This window comes from Peribacillus phoenicis (genome assembly GCF_047238085.1).
In the GTDB taxonomy this organism is placed as follows: domain Bacteria; phylum Bacillota; class Bacilli; order Bacillales; family DSM-1321; genus Peribacillus.
Genome location: NZ_JBDFMF010000001.1, coordinates 4,562,061 through 4,583,970, shown reverse-complemented (window position 1 = coordinate 4,583,970; position 21,910 = coordinate 4,562,061). Strand labels below are relative to the sequence as shown.

19 protein-coding genes and 1 pseudogene are annotated in these 21,910 nt (G+C 39.1%); 11 read left to right on the top strand and 9 right to left on the bottom strand.

All coding sequences use genetic code 11. From position 1 onward, the window contains the following. The first annotated feature begins 399 nt into the window (after window positions 1-399). Window positions 400-2,052, top strand: coding sequence for a glycerol-3-phosphate dehydrogenase/oxidase (locus ABC374_RS22745; RefSeq protein ID WP_413019846.1), 1,653 nt, complete (start codon window positions 400-402; stop codon window positions 2,050-2,052). 200 nt (window positions 2,053-2,252) lie between these two features. Next, window positions 2,253-3,707 (top strand): alanine/glycine:cation symporter family protein, encoded by a 1,455-nt coding sequence (locus ABC374_RS22740; protein ID WP_413019845.1) that lies wholly within the window; start codon window positions 2,253-2,255, stop codon window positions 3,705-3,707. Window positions 3,708-4,020: 313 nt separating this feature from the next. Here ABC374_RS22740 and ABC374_RS22735 read toward each other — a convergent pair whose 3' ends face one another. Together ABC374_RS22735 and ABC374_RS22730 are read right to left on the bottom strand one after the other, a co-directional pair. Beyond that, window positions 4,021-5,457, bottom strand: coding sequence for a 4-hydroxyphenylacetate 3-hydroxylase family protein (locus ABC374_RS22735; protein WP_413019844.1), 1,437 nt, complete (start codon window positions 5,455-5,457; stop codon window positions 4,021-4,023). Window positions 5,458-5,565: 108 nt separating this feature from the next. Further along, window positions 5,566-6,036 carry a cysteine dioxygenase gene (locus tag ABC374_RS22730; RefSeq protein WP_350300386.1) on the bottom strand — a complete coding sequence of 157 codons (471 nt, stop codon included), beginning with the start codon at window positions 6,034-6,036 and terminating at the stop codon, window positions 5,566-5,568. A 308-nt stretch (window positions 6,037-6,344) separates the two neighbouring features. On the opposite strand from ABC374_RS22730, the gene ABC374_RS22725 reads away from it, so the two are divergent. Next, window positions 6,345-6,764 carry an RrF2 family transcriptional regulator gene (locus ABC374_RS22725; protein WP_350300385.1) on the top strand — a complete coding sequence of 140 codons (420 nt, stop codon included), beginning with the start codon at window positions 6,345-6,347 and terminating at the stop codon, window positions 6,762-6,764. Window positions 6,765-6,951: 187 nt separating this feature from the next. Here ABC374_RS22725 and ABC374_RS22720 read toward each other — a convergent pair whose 3' ends face one another. From ABC374_RS22720 to ABC374_RS22705, 4 genes are all read right to left on the bottom strand, one after another. Next, window positions 6,952-8,172, bottom strand: coding sequence for a PucR family transcriptional regulator (locus ABC374_RS22720; protein WP_350300384.1), 1,221 nt, complete (start codon window positions 8,170-8,172; stop codon window positions 6,952-6,954). A 133-nt stretch (window positions 8,173-8,305) separates the two neighbouring features. Then, window positions 8,306-9,772: a sodium/proline symporter PutP gene (putP, locus tag ABC374_RS22715; RefSeq protein ID WP_350300383.1), complete on the bottom strand. Its 1,467-nt coding sequence runs from the start codon at window positions 9,770-9,772 to the stop codon at window positions 8,306-8,308. A 166-nt stretch (window positions 9,773-9,938) separates the two neighbouring features. Continuing rightward, window positions 9,939-11,480: an L-glutamate gamma-semialdehyde dehydrogenase gene (pruA, locus tag ABC374_RS22710; protein WP_101223545.1), complete on the bottom strand. Its 1,542-nt coding sequence runs from the start codon at window positions 11,478-11,480 to the stop codon at window positions 9,939-9,941. 57 nt (window positions 11,481-11,537) lie between these two features. Then, complete coding sequence (locus ABC374_RS22705; protein ID WP_350300382.1) at window positions 11,538-12,455, bottom strand: proline dehydrogenase family protein; 918 nt, start codon at window positions 12,453-12,455, stop codon at window positions 11,538-11,540. A gap of 409 nt (window positions 12,456-12,864) precedes the next feature. Between ABC374_RS22705 and ABC374_RS22700 the strand changes: the two genes are divergently transcribed. Beyond that, entirely contained in the window at window positions 12,865-13,029 is a 165-nt protein-coding gene (locus ABC374_RS22700) for a hypothetical protein (protein ID WP_214744096.1), read from the top strand. Window positions 13,030-13,380: 351 nt separating this feature from the next. Here the strand turns inward: ABC374_RS22700 and ABC374_RS22695 are convergent, their stop codons facing one another. Beyond that, entirely contained in the window at window positions 13,381-13,611 is a 231-nt protein-coding gene (locus tag ABC374_RS22695) for a helix-turn-helix domain-containing protein (protein WP_134782497.1), read from the bottom strand. A 284-nt stretch (window positions 13,612-13,895) separates the two neighbouring features. Here ABC374_RS22695 and ABC374_RS22690 point away from each other — a divergent pair. The 3 genes and pseudogenes from ABC374_RS22690 to ABC374_RS22680 all read left to right on the top strand — a co-directional run bounded on the left by ABC374_RS22690 (window position 13,896) and on the right by ABC374_RS22680 (window position 16,196). Further along, window positions 13,896-14,289, top strand: a pseudogene (locus ABC374_RS22690) (VOC family protein). A gap of 24 nt (window positions 14,290-14,313) precedes the next feature. Then, window positions 14,314-14,685 (top strand): MmcQ/YjbR family DNA-binding protein, encoded by a 372-nt coding sequence (locus ABC374_RS22685; protein WP_413019843.1) that lies wholly within the window; start codon window positions 14,314-14,316, stop codon window positions 14,683-14,685. Between the two features lie 308 nt (window positions 14,686-14,993). Then, window positions 14,994-16,196: an aminotransferase-like domain-containing protein gene (locus tag ABC374_RS22680; protein ID WP_413020427.1), complete on the top strand. Its 1,203-nt coding sequence runs from the start codon at window positions 14,994-14,996 to the stop codon at window positions 16,194-16,196. Window positions 16,197-16,602: 406 nt separating this feature from the next. On the opposite strand, the gene ABC374_RS22675 is transcribed toward ABC374_RS22680, so the two are convergent. Both ABC374_RS22675 and ABC374_RS22670 read right to left on the bottom strand, forming a co-directional pair. After that, window positions 16,603-17,793: a tyrosine-type recombinase/integrase gene (locus ABC374_RS22675; protein WP_413019842.1), complete on the bottom strand. Its 1,191-nt coding sequence runs from the start codon at window positions 17,791-17,793 to the stop codon at window positions 16,603-16,605. 2 nt (window positions 17,794-17,795) lie between these two features. Continuing rightward, complete coding sequence (locus ABC374_RS22670) at window positions 17,796-18,509, bottom strand: helix-turn-helix domain-containing protein (protein WP_413019841.1); 714 nt, start codon at window positions 18,507-18,509, stop codon at window positions 17,796-17,798. Window positions 18,510-18,660: 151 nt separating this feature from the next. On the opposite strand from ABC374_RS22670, the gene ABC374_RS22665 reads away from it, so the two are divergent. The 4 genes from ABC374_RS22665 to ABC374_RS22650 all read left to right on the top strand — a co-directional run bounded on the left by ABC374_RS22665 (window position 18,661) and on the right by ABC374_RS22650 (window position 21,893). After that, a complete protein-coding gene (locus ABC374_RS22665) occupies window positions 18,661-18,864 on the top strand; it encodes a helix-turn-helix domain-containing protein (protein ID WP_413020426.1) in 204 nt (67 codons plus the stop codon). A 20-nt stretch (window positions 18,865-18,884) separates the two neighbouring features. Further along, on the top strand, window positions 18,885-21,224 hold the full coding sequence (locus ABC374_RS22660) for a phage/plasmid primase, P4 family (RefSeq protein ID WP_413019840.1): 2,340 nt from the start codon (window positions 18,885-18,887) through the stop codon (window positions 21,222-21,224). Window positions 21,225-21,355: 131 nt separating this feature from the next. After that, window positions 21,356-21,604 (top strand): hypothetical protein, encoded by a 249-nt coding sequence (locus ABC374_RS22655; protein ID WP_413019839.1) that lies wholly within the window; start codon window positions 21,356-21,358, stop codon window positions 21,602-21,604. Window position 21,605: 1 nt separating this feature from the next. Beyond that, window positions 21,606-21,893, top strand: coding sequence for a hypothetical protein (locus tag ABC374_RS22650; RefSeq protein WP_413019838.1), 288 nt, complete (start codon window positions 21,606-21,608; stop codon window positions 21,891-21,893). Window positions 21,894-21,910 lie beyond the last annotated feature (17 nt).

Genomic DNA, 21,910 nt, shown 5'->3' with positions numbered 1-21,910 from the left:
GAGTATGCTATAATGAAATCAAGTTAATAACTCGGCCGGAGAACAGGAGAGACCATGAATGCGTTATCGTTAATTCGATAATGTGCATTTATGGTCTCTTTTTTTGTTTTTAATGGCAGATTAGGGATATTAATATCTATATAACCTATGCGAACAAATGAACCAATTGAATATTAATGACCGAACTCACGAGTAAATCGTGTGAATTCACGAGTAAAAGTGCAGAATTCACGCGTAAATAGTGCGAATTCACGAGTAAACAGTGTGAATTCACGAGTAAAAGTGCAGAATTCACGCGTAAATAGTGCGAATTCACGAGTAAACAGTGTGAATTCAAGAGTAAACGCAAAATTCATACAAAAAAACAATAGAATGCAATACTTAAAGGAGGAGTCAGTCATGAGGTTTTCAAATATATATCGGAAAGAAACGGTCGAAACTCTGAAAAAAGAGAAATATGATGTGGTTGTCATTGGTGGGGGAATTACCGGTGCAGGGATCGCCCTGGATGCAACGACCCGTGGGATGAAAGTGGCTTTGGTTGAAATGCAGGATTTTGCTGCAGGTACTTCTAGCCGCTCGACAAAACTTGTTCATGGCGGATTGCGGTATTTGAAGCAATTTGAAATAAAAATGGTTGCTGAGGTTGGTAAAGAGCGAGAAATCGTTTATGAGAATGGACCGCATGTGACCACGCCGGAATGGATGCTGTTACCGATGCATAAAGGAGGCACCTTCGGGAAATTCAGTACCTCCATCGGACTTAGGGTATATGATTTCCTTGCGGGGGTTAAAAAATCTGAACGCAGGAAAATGCTTTCGGCGGATGAAACACTAAAACGGGAGCCTCTCGTTAAGAAAGAGGGACTGAAGGGCGGAGGCTACTATGTTGAATATCGGACAGACGATGCACGTCTTACGATTGAAGTCATGAAGGCGGCTGTCGATAAAGGTGCAACACCGATAAATTATACAAAAGTAGAACAATTGTTATATGAAAACGGTAAGGTGAACGGAGTCCAAGTTGCCGATTTGCTTTCAGGTGATGCTTATGAAATATACGCAGACAAAGTCATTAATGCAGCAGGTCCGTGGGTGGATTTCATTCGTGAGAAGGACCAATCGAAACAAGGGAAGACGCTGAAGCTATCCAAGGGTGTTCACGTGGTCATCGACCAATCGAACTTCCCGTTGAAGCAGGCACTTTATTTTGATACGCCTGATGGCCGGATGATTTTTGCCATCCCGAGAGCCGGTAAAGCTTATGTAGGGACCACGGATACTTTTTATGATGGTGATCCTGCAGTGCCGACCGTTACTTCCGATGACCGTGCCTATCTATTAAAGTCCATACATTATATGTTTCCGGAAGTGAACATTACGAATGATGATATCGAATCTAGCTGGGCTGGGGTAAGGCCGTTAATTCTTGAAGAAGGGAAAGATCCTTCTGAGATATCAAGGAAAGATGAAATATGGGAGTCCGATTCTGGACTTATCACGATTGCGGGTGGGAAATTGACCGGTTATCGCAAAATGGCAAAAACGACGGTCGACCTTTTGGCTGGGAAGCTTGCCCAGCAATCCAATAAAACTTACCCAGCCAGCAGCACTAAAGGAATGCCGATTTCCGGAGGGGATGTCGGGGGATCAAGCAACTTCTCCGATTATATCAAGCAACATATTCAAATGGGAGTTGACTCAGGACTCGCTGTAAAGGACTCCAAAGAGATATTGGCCATGTACGGGTCCAACGCACCTGTGTTATTCGATATCGCCAAAAACGAAGGAGCCGGAGGAGCGAGCGGTGGCCTTCCAAAGAAATTGTTCGTACAGCTGAAATACGCAGTGGATCATGAAATGGCCGCAACTCCAGTGGATTTCTTCTTCCGCAGGACGGGGACACTGTTATTCGATATTGATTTAGTCCAAACGCATAAACATGCAGTGATCGATTATATGGCTGGATATTTTGGATGGACGGAATCAACAAAAATAGAGAGAACGAATCAATTGGAACAGGAAATATTGGGTGCGATTAAAGTATCTTGACCTATATGCAAAAAACATGACGCCGGCGGAATCGCTGGCGTTTTTTTGTATTAGGAATGTGATTATCGGGGTATTTGTAAGTGGAAAAATAAAAAACATGTAAGGTTTCCTTACGCGAAAACTATTGTTTAATCCAACAAGATGAAATATAATCATTAAAAGATAAATTAGAATTTTCAAACTATAAAGGGGGAGCTTGATTGTCTGAATTTATTACGGCTTTAAATGGAGTTTTATGGAGTTCACCAGTCATTTATATTTTATTGGGAGTAGGTTTATTATTCTCGATTTTAACCCGTTTTCTGCAAGTGAGGCATATTAAGGAAATGATCCTCTTGATGTTCCAAGGAAAAAGTTCGGAAGCGGGGGTTTCCTCATTCCAGGCTTTATCCATAGCCCTTTCAGGTCGGGTCGGTACAGGTAACATTGCAGGAGTGGCCACGGCTATCGCCTTTGGCGGTCCCGGTGCCGTTTTCTGGATGTGGGCCATAGCCTTCATAGGAGCGGCCAGTGCATTTGTGGAATCCACTTTAGCTCAAATTTATAAAGTCAAACAAGATGGACAATATCGGGGAGGTCCTGCTTATTATATTGAAAAAGGGATAGGGTGGAAGTGGTTTGCTGTCCTTTTTGCATTTGCAGCCCTGATAGCCATGGCCATCCTTATGCCAGGTGTTCAATCCAATTCGATTGCTGCCGGGGTGGAAAATGCATTCGGCATCAAACCGGTATTCACTGGTTTGGCCATCGTCCTTTTACTTGGCTTCATTATATTCGGCGGTGTAAAACGGATAGCTAATGCTGCAACCTTAATCGTGCCTTTCATGGCCCTTGGTTATATATTGCTATCTGTTGTCATCGTTCTAATGAATATCACAGAATTACCAGGAGTCATCTCTTTGATATTCAGAAGTGCCTTCGGGTTGGATTCCGCATTTGGGGGGATCATTGGCATGGCGATAGCTTGGGGAGTGAAACGCGGCGTTTATTCGAATGAGGCCGGCCAAGGGACAGGAGCTCATCCGGCGGCTGCGGCTGAAGTATCACATCCGGCAAAGCAGGGTCTTGTTCAAGCATTCTCGGTTTATATCGACACATTGTTCGTTTGTTCCGCTACGGCCTTCATGATTTTATTTACAGGCATGTATAATACACAAGCGGAAAATGGTTCATATATCGTCAATAATTTGGGAGATGTAACACCTGGTCCAGGGTATACACAAGCGGCAATCGATAGCGTAATCCCAGGTTTTGGTGCTGGCTTTGTTGCAATCGCCCTTTTCTTCTTCGCCTTTACGACGATCATGGCCTACTATTATATCGCTGAAACCAATATCGCCTATTTAATGCGCAACCGGAATGGTAAAACGGCCATGTTCGCCTTGAAGCTCATCATCCTGGCGGCCAGTTTTTACGGATCCGTGCGGACGGCAGAGCTGGCTTGGGCATTAGGTGATGCTGGACTAGGGATTATGGTATGGCTCAATGTCATTGCCATTTTAATTCTTGCTAAACCGGCGCTCATTACGTTAAAGGATTACGAAAAGCAAAAGAAAGCAGGGGTCGATCCGGTTTTCAATCCAAAAGCTTTAGGCATAAAAAACGCCGATTTTTGGGAGCGTGAATACACCGGCGACAAAGAAAATGTTTCTTGAGGGAAAATGCTTTTGAATTAATTAATATAAGAAGATACATGAAAAGCCAGTTCAAGTTATTTGCGAGCTGGTTTTTTATAGTTTTGCGATAACCAGGGGGATGATATGTTAGCTAAATTAGACCAAGAAATTGTGAATATAACCAGTGAAGTAATCGGCCATGATGTGCTTATTACGGATAAAGACGGAATGGTTCTTGCTGTTTACTTAAAGGGTGAATGAATAAAAAGCTTGTCTACTATTAAACAAGCTTTTCCCAATACATTTACCGATTTCGCCAAGATTCAAGCGATGTTTTTTGCCAGCAAATCTATTAATCATTTAAATACTTTTCTAACATATATTTAAATCTTTTTTTATCATAATTATTATACTGATTAGCTATATTACGTATTGGATCTCCTGCGTAAAAACGTTCATATAATTCATGCCTCGACCCTAAAGGGCTCCCCACAAGATCCCACGCTAATTTAAATAGTTTTGTTCTCTTTTCTGCTTCCAGATTCGCTCCTTTATAATATTTTGTCAGCAAATCTGATAAGGGACTTTGAAAATCCTGGACACTTGAGGGAATTTGAATGAATCCTCCTGCTCCTATGAGTTGTAAGATCTCTATGGCACGGGGATAATATTTGGTCCCAAGGTTTCTGGCTGTTTCAATATACGTAAAATTTGGGATGAACGTTTGATATTGATCAAGCTTTCCTTCCCTTTCTGAAGCTATCAATAAAGCTCTGATCGTCTCGACTTGGATGAGTAGTTCTCCTATTTTTTCTTGAACATGCAGATAAACATCGGCCCCTATTGCTTCAGCAATTTCGCAAGCTATAGCCGCAACGAATTCCAGCTTTGTTAATAATCGAACAATTGCTTGATGATATGCTAAGCCATTTGATGCGGAATTTAATTTAATTTGTAACAAAGCATCTGGGTTGTCGTACAATAATACACGTTCCCAAGGGACGAATACATCATCAAAAATTAATAAAGCATCCATCTCGTCGTACCTTGAACTTAGAGGGGAATCTGCTGTTTTGCTTTGATTTGCAGCAAAGGATTCCCGGCAAACCATATGCAATCCGGGAGAGTTGGCCGCAACAATAAGCATATGAGCTATGGATTTTTGTTCTTCTTTCAGATTTGCGAGGGGATAAACGATTATATCATTCGAATATGGTGCTGCAGTACCAATCATTTTGGCTCCACTTAAGAAAACACCATCACTCGTCTTTTTTGTAATTCTTAATAATCCTAGATCATTTATATCTTTGAAACATTGATCGGCACGATTAATTTGAGGATCTCGTTGGACGACACTTAAAAAAAGATTCTTATCTCTTGCTTCTTCATAATAAGCTTTAATTTTATGGGAAAAGTGTGCATCAAACTTTTTATAGTCCTCTCGCGATGCATACCATCCTGTTAATCTTGATCTTGCATAGTCTGATAAACGGCTCATCACACCATCAGTTGTTTGGCTCCAAGTTTCAAAAGCTATCCTCCTCTGCAGTAAATCATCATAAGAGTGTGGAACTAAAAAGGCTGAATGGACGAACTTTTTCGTTTTGGGGCTAGGATAGCTTACCAAGTTTCTCTTTTGCGGATCATCAATCATATTAAATAAATCGGAAATCGTAGTTAATGTACCAATGAAGTTCTCATCGGTTGTGACATCAATTTTTGTTCCATTTAACCAAACACTTCTTCCGTCTTGCAAGCTTTGAATAAATTGATTGCTTTGCGAATTCATAGCATCCTCCTGTGAAACTATGGGAATTTTTTTGTCTGTAAAAATGACATTCCTATATCTATTAGATTATTGCTCATATATTTGAGTGAAAATGAATCTGGGGATTGTTCATGAGGAAGGATAAGTTGTTCCGCCTTTTAATGGTGGAGTGTATATATGAAATGTAATAACAGGTGAAGTGGTGGGATTATACATCATATGGATGGTATCTTCTTTAACAAGGAGGATCTCATTTTGGGAAAACTCCTCGATTCGATCATAAATAGGATAAGATTCTTTGTCTTCTAACTTATATAATACGTTTAGAAAATCTCCAGCCACTACAAAAATGCATCCAATAGACAATCCATGATCATGGATAAAAGTTTTGGCCATACTAGGTAAATGAATAACAATTACTTCGACATTTTCGGAACTGTAAATAACATTTCTTCCGTATTCTAAATCCTTCGGTTCAGTAACATACTTAGAAACTTCATTAAATGTTAGATTTAAAGATTGTACAGCTTGTACTAATTTAACCTCATTATATGAGGGTAAGTTATCGAAAGTGCTTTTGATAGTCTCTAAAAAACCCATTCTTTCTCGGCTCCTTACAAATAAGATAGCGTTCATTTTTTTTTCAATGTCAGGAAGCTTGACTTGTCCCCTTTTTTTGAGGGGGTTAATAGTTAAATTAATCTGAAATCTTTTCGGCTCCTTTCTTTTTAATGATTAACTTGATTCCAAAGTAACATGATTAAATTTGTCGACTTTCTGAAATATAGTATGAATAAATTATTTAAATGTGCATTCCCAATAATGAAATGGACACAAATTTCCACGTATATAATCGTCAATCATTAAATAGCCTGATATAAAGGGTATTGGCTGGGAGTGATCATCATATGAAGATTTCAAGTAAGGGGGAATATGCATTAAGAGCTTTAATAGCTTTAGCAAAGAGCGAAGAAGAACTCATGCAGATTAAAGATATTGCGAATGAGACATTAGTGTCTCCTCAATATCTGGAACAAATTCTATTGCATTTGAAAAGTCACGGTTATGTTAAAAGTAAAAGGGGAGTCCGCGGAGGGTATACTTTAAAGGAATTGCCCAATAAGATTATCATTGGAAATGTAATTCGGGACTTAGAAGGACCGCTTGCCCCTATGAGTTGTGTAAGCATTACAGCATATGAATATTGTCCCCTTGAAGATAATAACTGTTTATTGAAACCTCTTTGGGCACTGATTAGAGATCAAGTGGCAGAATTGCTGGATAATACCACTTTAAAAGATCTTTTGGAAGGAAACTTGTATAAATAGGAACCGATTTCTACTAAACTTAAAAAATGGACCTTTCCATAAGATTATATAAAAACCTAAAACTTGATATGGTAAAAGCGTTAAAGAAGTACAACAATGTATAAGGAGAGAAAAAACTGGCAGACCTAGCCGCGTTTCTTCTCTCCTTCGCTTATTGAATCACCCGAACTCAAAAACGGGGCGTTCTTTAAGATCTCTGCTTTATAAGCTGTAAATCGATGTATAGTTGCATTCTCGAATGAAAGTCATCAAAATCGATTGAGGTGAGATCGGTTATTTGATTCAATCTATATTTCAATGTGTTGGTATGAATGTATAGCTGTTCCGATGTCGGTTTGATCCGGCAATTGTTCAATAGATATATTTCCAGTGTTTGAAGGAGTTTGGTTTGGCTTTCCAGGTCCTTCTTTTGAAGAATCTCTAAATCCGTATTGATATATTTCTTTTTAGTATGATGGTTGGAGATCATTTCGAGGTAACGGAAAATCCCAAGCTTGCTATATTGGAAGGGAAGCTGCTCAGGTTCACCGATGAACTTGGCTGAGTTGATCACTTCCAGGGCTTCGAGATAGGATTTTCTTAATTGAAGAATCGAAGAGTACTCATTTCCGATTCCCGGGAATACCTTTTTGTCGGTGAATTGGGAAAGAACGGTGTTCGTTAAATCATTGGCGCTATCGGTAAGCAGGTCTTTCCCTTTTCCATTGCTGCCAATCAGAACGATGATCTTCAATTGGTTTGTGAATACATGGGTAAAATGATTCAACGCATTGGCGAACAGACTGACTGTATCCGCTAATTCATCGAAATGTTCCGCATCGGATTGAGCTATGGTAAAGACATTGACAAGGAAAGTTTCCGGAATGAGAAGACTCATATTGGCGGCTTCCCATTTTATTTGGTTTTCCGTTTGATAGACTTCGTCAATGACCTTTTGATAAAACTCATTTTTTTCTTCATCTTTTTTCATGTTTATCTGTTTTTTCTGATAAAGGAGCTTGCCGATATGATGGGAAACTTCATGTAAAAACTCCAGATCGGAATCAGTCATCATTTCCGTTTCTTGGACCCAAATGAAGCCGAAGACCTGTCCTTTGTGAACGGCGCTCACAACGACCCTTTGATTTAATCCTATTTCCTCGATTTGTTTCACCCTAAATGGATGCTCCACTGTTTTAAGCTGTTCGACAATGCCCTCATCCATGAATTTTTCCAGAATTGGAATCGGCCAATGCTTTGTGAAGATGGTTTGCCGATTGGCTTGGTCGAAGTGTTCGATATAATAAGAACTATATGCCAGCAATAAAAATTGGTCATTTTCGATGACGACTGGTTTTTTTAAATAAGTGCTGACCATATCCGTTATATCGTTGATGTTTGTGAGAGTCAGAATTTTTTCTAATGACATATATGGCCCCCTGTAGTTTTTTGAAGTGTATGACAACTTAGTTTAATAATACTTTTAAACTAATGATGTGTATAGGGGCAAGAACAAAGAAGGAACGGTATATGAATAAATACCGTTCCTTTTAGGGGTTTTATTATTGTTTTAAAGTTTTTTCGAATTCTTCGAATGTCGCTTCTACTTCTTTTGATGGTTTCGCTGTTAGAAGACTGACCAGGATGATGGCAATCAAGCTTGCGCCAAAACCAGGAATCATTTCATAAAGCGTATCGGATAATCCTGCCATCGACCAGAAAATTACAGTCCCGGCACCAACGATCATCCCGGCTAAAGCGCCCCATCTTGTCATTCGTTTCCAGCAGAGGCTTAGTATGACCAATGGACCGAATGAAGATCCGAATCCAGCCCATGCATAGCCGACAAGTCCAAGGATCGTGTCATTCTGTTCCCAAGAGAGAATGAGCGCTATGACGGATATGGTCAGTACGGAAAGTCTGCCCAGGAAAACAAGCTCTTTATCTGAAGCGGAACGACGGAAGAAAGTTTTGTACATATCCTCCGTTAAAGAGCTGGCCGTAACCAAAAGCTGCGAAGAAATCGTGCTCATGATGGCTGCCAGTATTGCGGAAATCAAGAAACCAGTGATAAGCGGGTGGAATAGTATTTCCCCTAACTCTATAAAAATCGTTTCAGGATCATCTAACTTCAGGTTGTTCTGATGGAAATACGTAATACCGATGAATCCAGTCAGCATGGCACCGATACTGGAGAAAATCATCCAACCCATCCCGATAGTACGGGCTTTCTTGATCTCTTTAATAGAACTGATCGCCATAAAGCGGACAATGATATGCGGCTGTCCGAAGTAACCCAGTCCCCAAGCAAATAATGAGATGATTCCTAAAAAGCTCGTCCCCGTGAAAATATTCAATAGGGCTGGATCAATGGAACGTGGCGTGTCAATCGCAGGACCGAAACCGCCAACATGGAAAAGGGTGACTATCGGTACAAGAACCAAGGCGACAACCATGATGATCCCTTGAACAAAGTCTGTCCAGCTTACTGCCAGGAATCCACCGAATAAAGTATAGGCAACGGTGACGCCTGTTAAGATCCATAGGCCTGTATGGTAATCAAGGCCGAATGTACTTTGGAATAAGACTCCGCCGGATACCATTCCGGAAGAAACGTAAAAGGTAAAGAATACGAGGATAACCAAAGCCGAAATGAGCCTTAAGATCTGTGAGCCCTCGCCAAAACGATTTTCCAGGAAAGCGGGGATCGTAATCGAGTTATTGGCGACTTCCGTATAGGTTCTCAATCTAGGTGCAACATACAGCCAGTTCATATAGGCTCCTATTGTGAGACCGATTACAATCCAGATTGAACTTAGTCCTGTTGCGAACATGGCACCAGGCATACCCATTAAAAGCCAACCGCTCATATCCGCGGCACCGGCGCTTAATGCAGTGACAGCAGGTCCAAGACCCCGGTCGCCCAGCATATAATCATTTAAATTGGAAGTCCTTTTGTAAGCGAAGTAACCGATGAGAAGCATGCCAGCCATGTAAATGCTGATCGAAATTATTAATGCGTAATCCATAAAAGACTCCCTTCGTGATGAAATATATAATTTTTTGTTTTAAAAGAGGAAGCAACCTATTTGTCACTTCCTCCATTTAACTTCATTTTGGTTTCCGTATCCAGAATGGAGGATACGAAAACCATAGGGGTTTCAAATCATCTTCAAATAGCTCAATGGAACATTATCAGAATGTTTCGGATGTTGTTTTTGCTTGCATATGAAGCTGCAAGTAGTCCGGTCCGCCTGCCTTGGAATCAGTTCCTGACATGTTGAACCCGCCGAATGGCTGATAACCTACGATTGCACCAGTACAGCCGCGGTTGAAATACAAGTTCCCGACATGGAATTCTTCGCGTGCTTTTTCCATGTTAAGGCGATTTGTCGTAATGACAGCCCCAGTCAAACCATATTCAGTGTTATTGGCAATCTCAAGTGCTTCGTTAAAGTCCTTCGCTTTTGTGAAGGCAACGACTGGTCCGAAGATTTCTTCTTGCATCAAGCGGGCTTGCGGATCGACATCGGCAACGATTGTCGGTTGAACGAAGTAGCCTTTAGAGCTATCTCCTTCTCCGCCAGTCAGAATGCGTCCTTCTTGGTTCCCGATTTCAATATAGCTCATGATTTTGTCAAAAGCCGCTTGATCGATAACCGGTCCCATGAAATGATTTTCTACAGGATTACCAACTGTAAGTTGTTTTGTTAATTCAACAGCGCGAGCTAATACTTGATCATATACATCTTCAACGATGACAGCACGGGAACAAGCAGAACATTTTTGTCCAGAGAAGCCAAATGCAGATTTCACGATCGATTGAGCCGCCAATTCAAGATCTGCCTCTTTGTCGACAACGATTGTATCTTTTCCGCCCATTTCAGCGATGACACGCTTCAGCCAAATTTGGCCTTCGTTCACTTCTGAAGCACGTTTGTAAATGCGCAGACCTACATCACGTGAACCTGTGAAGGAAATGAAACGTGTTTTAGGATGATCGACCAGGTAGTCGCCGACCTCTGCTCCGCTTCCTGGAACGAAATTCAATACACCTGCTGGAAGGCCTGCTTCAAGCATCACTTCAACGAATTTCGCAGCAACGATAGGAGTAGTAGAAGCTGGTTTCAAAAGGATTGTGTTACCAGTAACGATAGCGGCAACAGCTGTACCTGCCATGATCGCAAATGGGAAGTTCCAAGGAGAAATGATGATGCCGACCCCTAATGGAATATAATCATAGCGGTTGAATTCTCCTGGACGGCTTTGAACAGGCACACCATCTTTAAGAGTCAGCATTTGACGGGCATAGAATTCAAGGAAATCGATCGCTTCCGCTGTATCCGCATCAGCCTCATTCCAAGGTTTTCCCGCTTCTTTCGTCAATAACGCAGAGAATTCATGCTTGCGTCTGCGAATGATGGCAGCTGCTTTGAACAAAACGTCAGCGCGGATTTCCGGCTTCACTTTTTTCCAGCTTTCAAAAGCGGTAACAGCTTCCTGCATGGCTTTTTCAGCAAGATCCCTATTCGCTTTCGATACTCGTCCGATGACCTCTTGCTTATCTGCAGGGTTATATGAAACGATTTTCTCATCGGTCGTCACTTGCTCTGCACCGATATAAAGAGGGTAGTCTTGCCCTAAGTAGCCCTCAACAGTTTGAAGGGCTTCCTGATATGCTTTTTTGTTTTCCTCGTTTGTAAAATCGACAAATGGTTCGTGTTTATATGAAATCATTGATAATCACACCTTTTAATAGATTTTTTGTAGCAATTAATAATGTTGAATGTATATTTAGCTTCTGACCATCCCTTTGAAGGCAAAGGCAATATTGGATGGCCTTTCTGCAAGCCTTCTCATGAAGTATCCATACCAATCCAGACCATATGGTACATAAACGCGCATTTTGTAACCTTGCTTGACCAACTCGTATTGAGTCTTGTTTCTCATGCCATAAAGCATTTGGAATTCGAATTGTGTATTTGGAATGTCAAACTTCTTGGCCAGCTCTTTTGTATATTCGATGATTTTGTCATCATGTGAGGCAATGGCCGTATAATTTCCGTTAAGAAGACTTTGCTTGATCAACTTTTTATAGTTTTCGTCTACATCATCTTTTTCAGGAAAAGCCACCTCGGGAGATTCCTTATAGGCACCCTTTACGAGACGCAGGAATGGCTTATATTGGGCAAGGTCCTCCAAATCTTTCTCTGTGCGGAATAAATATGCTTGCAGAACAGTACTTATGCAGCTGTATTTTTCTTTGAACTGCCTGAAGATATCGATTGTCGCCTGACAGCGAACTTCATCTTCCATATCGATCGTGACCATGACTTTATGTTTTTCGGCTGTATCAAGAATTTTCGTCATATTCTCAATCACGAGTTTATGATCGATATCAAGTCCCAAAGAAGTCATCTTCAGAGAAACCTGTGAATCAAGTTTTTCCCTGCTGATCATTTCGATGGTTTCGATGCATTCTGCCGTACGTTCCAGGGTCACTTCCTTGGAATCAACGAATTCCCCAAGATGGTCGACTGTAACCGACAAGCCGCTATTATTAAGTTGTTTAATGAATTTAATGGAACTTTGGAAATCAGTTCCCCCAATGATCTTTCCAGCAGCAAAATTTCCTCCGCTTTTTTTAGCAATATTATTAAGCAGGTTATTCTTAGATAAAAATAAGAAAAAGTCCCTTGTAATGGCTTCCATATAAAGCGCACCCCCTAAGAAGATGTATTTCTTAAATTAAGCTTAAGGTTTTTCGACAATATTCTCAATGTTCTTAAAAAACAATAATTCTGTCTTTTGTTTGTCGGTTTTGGACAAATGAAAAGGTTTACATATCTCCTTGAATGTTCAGATGAAACGAAGGTTTATCTTTTGACTTAAAGAGAAACGCTAGAGGTAAAGCCTTTATTAGTGAGCGATGATGGTGTAGGCCTTCAATGAATGCGTTTAAAAGTGGCAGCTCGACCATAATCATCCAATGCGTTATAATGAACCTTATTTAACAGAATCGGTCAATGTTCGAAGAAAAAACGATAAATGAAGCTTTCAGACGTAAAATCGGTGAAAAACCGTAAAAATAAGTGCATCGGCAAGCCGGGGAGGATAAGGAATGGATGCTGTACTTGAAGAACTTAGAGAAACATCAGGATTGATAATAGGATTAATAATGGCCCTGATAATAATGGGGCTGATCGGTTATGCCCTTACGAATGTACATGAATCCATTGTGTCACCTGTGGTTCAGTTCATTAAGAAAATGGTTAGTCGAAAATAGCTGAGGCGGAATACATAACCCTTTGTCGCTTTTAAACAATTCCTGCAGGGTTTGTCTAAAAGCGACAAAAGAACCGTTAGCTATAAGCATATTATCCGAGAATGATGAAAATCCCCAGCTTCCATTAGAAGCGGGGGATTTTAACATATGAGCTTTTTCACCTGAACTTTGAAAAGCTGGGGCCGTTGGAATGAAGGTATTTTATTTGAAAGTAATTGCCTTCAAAGTGGGAGGATACGCTTTTGAAGTTAAGGACATGCCCTAATTCCAGCGAAAGGAAAGCTTGGATTAAGGAGAGTATGAACAAGAATTGAATAATACATTTAGCCCCGGCCATAAGCTAGGGCCTTTTTACAAATCAAAGTAGTCATCTGCCTTGGCGCCAGCATCTATACTTCGAACCGCCTTCATGATTTTCTTTAAAACCCCGGCTGACGGCACATACTTAGGGTCGCTGCAAACTCTGCTTATCGTATTGCGTGAGATTCCGGACGCACTTACAAACTCCTCTTGTGTATATCCGTGCTTATCTATTAATTTACCGACCTTGCTCCGCGGCTTTCTCTTCCCGAATCTAAACATTTTGATAACCTCCTAGAATTATTTACTAGCAGTCTCGTCAAACTTTCACAAAAATATACGCATAGTTTCGCAAATATTTGATATACAAACGGTTGGTCGGAACAAACGAGATTTAATAGGGTTCCTGTGGTCTTTCTAAAAAGTTATGACAGGATGTAGGGTGAAGCTCTAATTTATTTGAATTTATTTCCATTTAATTTTAAAAATAAATGGGCATTTGTAAGCTAACGCAGACTGAATAATTTAAGGATATGGTTAATTCTTGTTTAAATTAGGAGGAAATCATGGGTAGAATAGTTCATTTCGAAATTCATGTGAATGACATGGAACGGGCAAAGAAGTTTTATGGAGAGGTATTCGGATGGACATTTCAAGACTGGAGTGATTATGCGGGAGTGCCTTACTATGGAGCAGTAACTGGCGATGAGAAAGAACCTGGGATCGATGGTGCTTTGATGCAGCGTCATAGTGCTCCGCCGGAAACACACCAAGCATTAAATGCATTTGCTTGTACCATGGAAGTGGAAAATTACGATTTAACGGAAGCTAAAATTATTGGGAATGGCGGCAAGGTCGCAATGCCCATATTTGCCCTGCCCGGAATGGCTTGGCAAGGATACTATGTTGATACCGAAGGCAATACTTTTGGATCATCAACCCGATGTGAATGCAAAATAGAGTTGATAATAGGTGAATTAAAATATGAAATCACAAGACACGGCAGCCATGCTTGAAAATGTACGCAATATCTGTCTTGCGCTGCCCGAAGCTGTTGAACATATTGACGGATTCGGTCACAATACTATTAAAATCAATGGAAAATCCTTCGTGATTTCAGGTGAAAGCGAGAAGGGATTCAGCTTGTCGTTCAAGTCAGATCGAGAAACTCAGGAATTATTGCGACAGAAAGAGAATTTTTTCAAAACTCCATATATAGGACATCACGGTTGGGTCTCTATTCAAAATCCGGATAGGGAAGACTGGGATGAATTGACCTATCTGATTCAAGAAGCCTATTTACGTGCGGCACCGAAGCGATTGGTTAAGAAATGCAAAGAGTTGCATAAAAAGTGAAGAAAGGCGGAAAATCTGCCTTTCTTTATTTTTTCATTCTTTTAATCAGCTTTACAGATACTGATGACGAAAATAACGACCTCATCCATACACACATAAGTTAAAATTGCATTGGAGCGACAAAGAAAGTCTTTGTAAAAGGGACTTCGGAATTTGCAAAGAGTGATTGTTGTCTCTCATTAGAGAAAATTTAAAATTAATTTAGAGTGTTTCTACAAAAGATTTATGCTTATATAAAATAAGGGGTCTATCTTCAAAAATCACGAGTATCAATTAAGATTTGATTGACGGAAGGGTGTATGGTTGAAGTGAATGTTGAATCTTTTTTTTCTCAAAACATTAAAGCGGCACTTAAGAATGATCCGCCCGGTGCATGGATGCCAAATCTGCCGGATGATTGTATTCGCTTGAGTTCAGGTTATCCTGATCCTGCTCTCGTTCCTGCTGAGGAGCTCAAGGTAGCTGTAGCCAGACTTCTTGATGAGGAGCAGGATTTGCCGCTCCATTATCTCGGAAGTCCACGAATTCCAAAACTAAAGCAGCAAATCCAGAAAAGATTGGCAGAGCGTGGAATTTGCATTTTGGAAGAACAGCTTTTGATTACATCAGGAGCTTGCCAGGGGATTGATCTCATTGCCCGCATTCTTCTTGATGATAAAGCGGTCGTAGCGGTAGAGTCTCCCACCTATATGGAGGCTTTAGAGATTTTTCAAAACTATACGAAGCAGATTATCAGTATACCTATAGATGAACAGGGGATCCAAACATACCGATTAAAAGAAATGCTGGATGAAAGGAAGTGTACAGGTCTAACCCTCCCGCGTTTTCTTTATACTATCCCAAGCTTTCAAAATCCAACTGGCACGACTATGACAATTGAGCGCCGGAAGCATTTATTGGAGCTTTCCATCGAGTTTGATTTTCTAATTCTAGAGGATGATGCGTACGGAGAATTATCCTTCGATCAAAATCCGGTGCCAATAAAATCTATTGATGAACGCGGGCGGGTCCTCCATGTTGGGTCCTTATCCAAGGTTGTTGCGCCAGGAATGCGGATTGGATGGATAGCGGGAGAAAGTGAATTCATTAAGGCTTTAGAGTGGTTTAAAAAAGATTTAGACCATCCATTTGCTCAAAGTACAATGGCTGTATACTTAGAAAACGCCGATTTTGATAAACGGCTCGACCTACTAAAAGATGTGTATCGTTCTAAATGTAATGCGTTAATCCGTTCGATGGAACAATTTCTTCCAGAATCCGTTTCATGGTATGTACCAGATGGCGGTTACTTTGTATGGGTGAGAATTCCAGGTGTGGATACGTCGCATTTATTATCACAGGCTCTTGCTGAGGGTATTTCATATGTTCCAGGGAAATACTTTTTCTTGGATCAAAACGATGGAACCGAGTTTATCCGGCTTTCGTTCAGTTATGCCAATGAGAAAGAAATATTCGAGGGAATTCGAAGACTAGGACAGCTTATCGCATCTTTTTTGAATAGATTGCCCTGAAGGATTGTTAGTTAATTAATCTATTAGTTATTTCGATGCTTTTATTGAAAAAAATTTGAAAGTGCCTACTTCCTTAAAGGAGGTAGGCACTTTGGGTTAAGCCCACTGCTGAAGCACACAACCTAAAATGTATATATGTAGATTGTGATGATTCATATGATCACTATGAAGTATTTTTTTAAAAGCCAAAGAAAAAAACCCTTGCTACGCAAGGGTTTCGGATATGGAGCATAGCGGGATCGAACCGCTGACCTCTACGCTGCCAGTGTGGACTTGCTCATTTAATGTAGTGTGTTAATTTAACATAAAACCTTATATAACAAGGATTCTAACTTAAACTTTATGCTCCTTTATCAGCATTTAGAACGGTTTTACATCATTTTTTGCATCAAATTTACATCAAAAGTCATTTTACATCCGTTTTCTTGCTGAACAGATTTTCAAATGTATTAGCAGCAGCCTGATCAGCTGAACGTAAAGCATGACCATAAGTGTTCATGGTTATCCGAATATCTGAATGGCCTAACCTTTCAGATATAATTTTAGCATGAACACCCTGGTTAATTAACAGAGTCGCCGAAGTATGTCGGAGATCATGGAGCCTGATGAAACGAACCCCAGCTCTTTTTATAAACCGGCTCCACCACGTAGTCGGTGTTGTTGGATAAAAGTTTGTACCATCTTCGTTGAAAAATAACCAATCTCTATCTTTTACAATCCATTTTTCACCCATTCTAAGACGTTCTTTTCTACAATGAAGCTGATATCGTTTTAATTCATCCACAACCGAGGGTGGTAATGATATTAAGCGTTTTGAGTTCTTTGTTTTTGGTGATTTTATAACAGATCCATTACGCCCCCTTACGACTACTTGTTTAATGTCAATAGTTCCCTCTTTAAAATTAACATTATCCCATTCCAAACCTAAGTTTTCACTTCGCCTTAAGCCTGCAGTTAGGGCAAGTGTTAAGAAGATTTTCCAATGAAAAGGTTCTTTTTCTGCTGCTAAAAGCAATAGTTGAACTTCTTCTTGATCATAAACATTAACTTCTTTTTCAACCAAATCAATGTTCCGTGGTTTTTTTACACTTTTAACCGGATTAGACTTAATGAATTGCCATTCCACTGCTCGTTCAAAAACATTCCTAATTGCAAGATAAGTGTCCTGTTTTGTTCTAGTTGCAAGTGGCTTACTAGGGTCATCAACCCTCTTCATTCCATCGAGTAATGTGATTATGTGCATGGGCATAATCTGGTCTATCCTCATATGTCCGATTGCCGGTAAAATATGATTCTTAAGATGATTGGAATATGTGGACACTGTAGTTTCTGATAATTCCTTTGAGGCATATTTTTTTTGCCATTCTTCAATAAATTGGGCAAATAACATTTTATCTGGGGTAATGTATTCTCCAGCCAATATTTCTTGTTTGAATTTTGCATATTCAAATTCAAGAAATTCTTTCAACTGTTTTGGAGTCATCTTTTGTTCAATTTTAATTGTTTTTGTTCGGCGAATATACTTATTGTCTGCACCTTTCCCTAAGCTAACGGTAAAGAAATATGAGTCTTTACCGCGCGATTGGATATTTGCCAAGATTATTCATCTCCTGCAATTTTATATTTAATTTCCAAATAGGATTTAATACGTTCTTTGTCTCGTTCAGATAGTAAAACACCATTAAAATAAAGGGTTTCTTTTTTTAGAATGTTGCTTAAATCTTCTTTATAAGTTGGATCAAATTTCAAATGATATTCATGCGCAATACGTTGTAATTCTTTTAACAATTCTAATTTAAATTGTACATTCCCTGTATTTTTAAGGGCGTTGGCAATTTCATCAATATATCCTTTCTTGTTAATATCTATTTTTTTGTCGATTTTTAACCAAGGGTATTTAGATAAGAGCTTATCTATAGAAGACCAAAATTCATTCTCTAAAGCCCCGGAAAATGGTGTATTTGTATTGTGAAAAATTAAATGGCAATATTCTTTTAACGATTCATCAGTAGCAGGCAATAACCATTTGAATGATTCTTCTTTAAGTTCATCCTCTAATTCCATTGCTTCTAGTTCTTTTCTTTGTTTAATTTCTTCTGCTGTGTAATATCCTGCTTTCTCAGCCAGTTCAAATTGATCAACACCTAGTGCCTTTGCTAATTTGTTTACTATTTGAATTGATGCCCTTCTTTTACCGGCTTCGATTTGTGATAAATAAGGTTGTGATACTGTTGAAGCTTTTGCAAGATCTGAGATCGTTAATCCAGCTTTTGTTCTTATTTCTTTTATATAATCTCCAAATTTGTCCATCATTAAATTTCCTCCACTTTTTTTCTTTTAATAATAAATTTTATTTAATGCAAAAGCAATATAAAGTATTGCAAAAGAAATAAAAAGATGATAAATTATTGCTATAGTAATAATTTATTGCTAGAGCAATATAACAGGAGGTTATAAAGTGGAAATGAATAAAATTACGCTTACTGTAAAAGAAGCAGCTGAATTAATTGGAGTTAGTACCACTTCGGTTTATACAATGGTTCGAGAAAATCAGATACCACATACTCGAGTAAGATCCAAAATTATCTTTCACAAAGGAATGCTTGAATCATGGTTAAAGGGAGATTTAAAAGTGTTAAACAGGCATGAAAATTTACACCATGCATAGGGAGGGAGAATTGATGAACTGTGAACCAAAAGAAATTTAACTTTAGCAATATACCTGAAGAGTTAAAGCGAACAAATCAATGGGTCCTCTGGAGGATAGAGGAACGGAATGGAAAGAAAACTAAAGTTCCATATCAAGCTGACGGGAATATGGCTCAATCAAATAATAGACGCACCTGGTCTACTTTTCATTCTGTAGTTAACACATATATCAATGGGAATTATGACGGGATTGGGTTTATGTTTTCCAAGGATGATCCTTTCATTGGAATCGATATTGATAAATGTGTTGAAGATGGACAGTTTTCAGATTTGGCTGATGAAATTATCGAAATGATGGATAGCTACACAGAGTTTTCTCCTAGTGTCAAAGGTGTCCACATTATTGTTAAAGGCGATCTGCCAATCGAAAAAGGAACTGGTAAAAAAAGTACAGCACATAACCTTGAAGTATATAGACATGGAAGATATTTCACTTTTACCGGAAATTCAACGAATATCCCCGATATTGTGGAAAGAACAGATGAACTTGGATTGATGTTCAAGAAATACTTTTCAGATGAAGAAAATAAGGTTAAAACCTTTAGAAAATCTACAAGAAACAGCGTTGAAAACTTATCGAGTGCAGAACTATGGGAGAAAATGTTTAGAAGTAAAAATGGTCCCTCTATCCGTGCATTATTTAATGGAGAATTGATTAATGGTGATCATTCTTCCACAGATTTAGCTCTCTGCAATCACCTGGCATTCTGGACGGATAAAGACGCTACTAAGATGGATTCGATGTTTCGGGAATCAAGTTTGATACGTGAAAAGTGGGACAAGCAACATTCTTCAGAGGGCAGTACTTATGGAGAAATGACAATTGGGAATGCTATTCGATCAACCCACAATACAGTTGCTGACTTCGAGCCTAAGTCCTACAAAATTGACATTTCACAGTATCAAGGGTTATCTGCACAGGAAGAAAACATGCCATCATTTATGCGAAGTGATTTAGGCAATGCGGAGAGATTGATTTACAGATACGGAAATAACATTCGATATAATAATCCCTTTAATAAATGGTATTTATGGAATGAAAAGCAGTGGATTGAAGATAACACTAATCAAATAAGAATCTTAGCAAAGCACACAGTAAGAAATATTTATAAAGAAGCTTTGAAGGAAGAAGATGATGCAGCTCGAGCCGCGCTTTCTAAACATGCGATTCAGTCAGAATCCAGATCAAGGATAGAGTCTATGATTTCTTTAGCGGAAGCTGAAGTGCCCATAATACCAGAAGACTTGGATAAAGATATCATGCTGTTCAACTGTAATAACGGGGTTATCAACTTAAAGACAGGTGAATTTTTAGAACACAATCGTGATTTCTTTATGAATAAAATATCCCCCATTAATTATGATTCTAAGGCTAAATGTCCTTTGTGGGAAAAATTCTTAGAAGACATCATGCAGGATGCTGAAGGGAACGTAAAGCACGATTTGATCGAATTTTTACAAAAGGCAATTGGATATTCATTAACAGGAGAAACCAAAGAGCATGCTTTATTTGTTCTGTACGGCAATGGAAGGAATGGAAAAAGCACCTTTCTCGATACTATCAGGCAACTGTTTGGTGATTACGGAACACAAGCAAACAGTGAAAGTTTTACATTGAAAAAAACTGATTCTGTAAGAAGTGATTTGGCTGCATTAAAAGGTTCTAGATTGGTAGTTTCTTCAGAAAGCGAAGAAGGAGCAAAACTTGCCGAGTCATTAGTTAAACAATTGACAGGTGGCGATGCAATACAGGCTAGGTTTCTATATGGGAATCCTTTTGTATATACTCCACAATTTAAGATTTTTCTTATGACAAATCATAAGCCAATAATTCAAAACAATGATGAGGGAATCTGGAGGAGGATAAGGTTAATCCCGTTTACTGTCACAATTCCAAAAGAAAAAATCGATTATGATCTTCCTGATAAATTATTAGCACAGGAAATGCCAGGTATCCTTCGCTGGGCTGTAGAAGGCTGTATAAAGTGGCAAAAAGAAGGACTTGGAAATCCAAAAGAAGTCCAAAATGCTACATCTAGCTATAGGAATGAAATGGATACAATCGGGAATTTTCTCAATGAAAATTGCTTGGAACATGCAAGTGCGAAATCTTACTCTAAAGAGCTGTACCGGCAATATGAGTACTGGTGTGATGATACAGGGGAAGATTGTCTTCAGAAGGTACGATTCTACAAAAAGATTGAAGAACGTGGATTTAAGAAAAAGAAGGATAATCGAGGGTACTTTTTTCAAGGAATTGGGATTAACTACTCTAATACTATTAATTCTTTCTCAACTAATGAAAAAAAGAAAATATAAAGATGAAAAAGTGAAATTAGTGAAAGAAAAAAAGGAAAGTCCTTATAAGAAAAATAGAAAGGAGAAAGTTTCCGGAATCTAATTCATTTTTTCACTTTTTCATCAACACATTCTAATGAGGGGTGAAACAGATGCCTAAAAAATATGATGCACCAGTTCTTTTAGGAATTGAACGAGGTAATGCGGGGTATTTAGCAGTTTGGTGCCCTTATTGTGTAGAATTCCATCTTCATGGTAGAGAAGAAGGACATGTGGTTGCTCATTGCACAAATGAAGATAGTCCATTTAATAAAACCGGTTATTACTTAAAAAAGGTCAAATATAAAGGGAAGAAAATCATTATTGAAAATAACCAACTTAAACAAGGGAGGAAAAATTAATATGAAAAAACCAAAAAAACCAATCGATAATTATGAGCATTTCCGTGAACTTGTAGGGAGTCTGAGAGTGCCAAATTTGGCTGAAAGGGAGATTTACAAACGAATTTTTGATGAGGAAATGTCACAAGAAAATGGCGAACTATCGTGGGCAATCATGCTCGTGTATTTGGCTGGGAAGGCGAAAGGTGCCGGAATGATCACATACGAGGGAATGGATAAAATCGTTGATATGATGAAAAATACCTCCACTACTGAGAATAGTGAAGGCATTGAAAAATTAAATGCATAAATAAGTTTTTTATCCAC